3 tRNA genes and 2 rRNA genes are annotated in these 2,306 nt (G+C 48.0%); all 5 read left to right on the top strand.

From position 1 onward, the window contains the following. Positions 1-1,067 (top strand): 16S ribosomal RNA (locus C9I86_RS19705); the annotation flags it as partial. Positions 1,068-1,168: 101 nt separating this feature from the next. Continuing rightward, a tRNA-Glu gene (locus tag C9I86_RS19700) sits at positions 1,169-1,244 on the top strand. Between the two features lie 37 nt (positions 1,245-1,281). Continuing rightward, positions 1,282-1,357 (top strand) — tRNA-Lys (locus C9I86_RS19695). 69 nt (positions 1,358-1,426) lie between these two features. Then, positions 1,427-1,502: transfer RNA gene (locus C9I86_RS19690), tRNA-Val, on the top strand. 330 nt (positions 1,503-1,832) lie between these two features. After that, positions 1,833-2,306, top strand: a 23S ribosomal RNA gene (locus C9I86_RS19685); the annotation flags it as partial.

Here is a 2,306-nt window from a genome sequence, read left to right as displayed (position 1 = left end):
GTTTGACGTTAGCAACAGAAGAAGCACCGGCTAACTCCGTGCCAGCAGCCGCGGTAATACGGAGGGTGCGAGCGTTAATCGGAATTACTGGGCGTAAAGCGCATGCAGGCGGTCTGTTAAGCAAGATGTGAAAGCCCGGGGCTCAACCTCGGAACAGCATTTTGAACTGGCAGACTAGAGTCTTGTAGAGGGGGGTAGAATTTCAGGTGTAGCGGTGAAATGCGTAGAGATCTGAAGGAATACCGGTGGCGAAGGCGGCCCCCTGGACAAAGACTGACGCTCAGATGCGAAAGCGTGGGGAGCAAACAGGATTAGATACCCTGGTAGTCCACGCCGTAAACGATGTCTACTTGAAGGTTGTGGCCTTGAGCCGTGGCTTTCGGAGCTAACGCGTTAAGTAGACCGCCTGGGGAGTACGGTCGCAAGATTAAAACTCAAATGAATTGACGGGGGCCCGCACAAGCGGTGGAGCATGTGGTTTAATTCGATGCAACGCGAAGAACCTTACCTACTCTTGACATCCAGAGAATTCGCTAGAGATAGCTTAGTGCCTTCGGGAACTCTGAGACAGGTGCTGCATGGCTGTCGTCAGCTCGTGTTGTGAAATGTTGGGTTAAGTCCCGCAACGAGCGCAACCCTTATCCTTGTTTGCCAGCACGTAATGGTGGGAACTCCAGGGAGACTGCCGGTGATAAACCGGAGGAAGGTGGGGACGACGTCAAGTCATCATGGCCCTTACGAGTAGGGCTACACACGTGCTACAATGGCGTATACAGAGGGCTGCAAGCTAGCGATAGTGAGCGAATCCCACAAAGTACGTCGTAGTCCGGATTGGAGTCTGCAACTCGACTCCATGAAGTCGGAATCGCTAGTAATCGTGAATCAGAATGTCACGGTGAATACGTTCCCGGGCCTTGTACACACCGCCCGTCACACCATGGGAGTGGGCTGCACCAGAAGTAGATAGCTTAACCTTCGGGAGGGCGTTTACCACGGTGTGGTTCATGACTGGGGTGAAGTCGTAACAAGGTAGCCCTAGGGGAACCTGGGGCTGGATCACCTCCTTACCTAAAGACTTATGCTGTTTTATGCAGTGTCCACACAGATTGCTTGGTTAAAATGTAAGAGAGCCGACGTAAGTTGCCCAACAACTTACGTTATGAACATTGTCCCGTTCGTCTAGAGGCCTAGGACACCGCCCTTTCACGGCGGTAACAGGGGTTCGACTCCCCTACGGGACGCCACTTCTCTTCTTTTTATAAAAAAGAGACAGTGAAAATTGGGTCGTTAGCTCAGTTGGTAGAGCAGTTGACTTTTAATCAATTGGTCGCAGGTTCGAATCCTGCACGACCCACCATTTCCTTTCCACGAAGGAAATATTATTTGCTTTCACTTTTTAAAGTGAAAATAAATAAGATACTATCGTGGGCGATTAGCTCAGTTGGGAGAGCACCTCCCTTACAAGGAGGGGGTCACTGGTTCGAGCCCGGTATCGCCCACCACTCTCTAAGAATTTTCTGCACGGAATCGCAGATTTAATGAAGAATACCTTTATTAAGTCCGCATTGTTGTCACTGAAAATCATTAGAAAGTGGTTATCGTTAGATAATTGCATGCTCTTTAACAATCTGGAAAGCTGACTAGTAAATTTAATCGAAAGATTAATTTTAAAAATGTTTTTATTCTTTGAATAAAAACGAGTTCTCAAAACAACACACATTCAAGTGTCTTGTATCGAGTCCGGCGAAAAACCAATGTTTAATATTTTCTTGATCGGATTATTAAACGCAAACCTTGGTTGTTTGAACATACAAGACCTCTTGGGGTTGTATGGTTAAGTGACTAAGCGTACACGGTGGATGCCTTGGCAGTCAGAGGCGATGAAGGACGTATTAACTTGCGATAAGCCCAGATTAGGCAGTAAAAGCCTCTTGAGTCTGGGATTTCCGAATGGGGAAACCCACTTGCATAAGCAAGTATCATTAACTGAATACATAGGTTAATGAGGCAAACCGGGGGAACTGAAACATCTAAGTACCCCGAGGAAGAGAAATCAACCGAGATTCCGGTAGTAGCGGCGAGCGAAACCGGATTAGCCCTTAAGCTAGTTCTGCGTTAGGTGAAGGTTCTGGAAAGTACCGCGATACAGGGTGATAGCCCCGTAACCAAAAATGCATTATTAGTGAAATCGAGTAGGACGGGACACGTGATATCCTGTTTGAACATGGGGGGACCATCCTCCAAGGCTAAATACTCCTGACTGACCGATAGTGAACCAGTACCGTGAGGGAAAGGCGAAAAGAACC

The organism is Photobacterium sp. NCIMB 13483 (assembly GCF_003025475.1).
GTDB classification, from domain to species: domain Bacteria; phylum Pseudomonadota; class Gammaproteobacteria; order Enterobacterales; family Vibrionaceae; genus Photobacterium; species Photobacterium piscicola.
The sequence above is the reverse complement of the archived record's forward strand: the minus strand, read 5'-3'. Positions and strand labels throughout refer to the sequence as shown.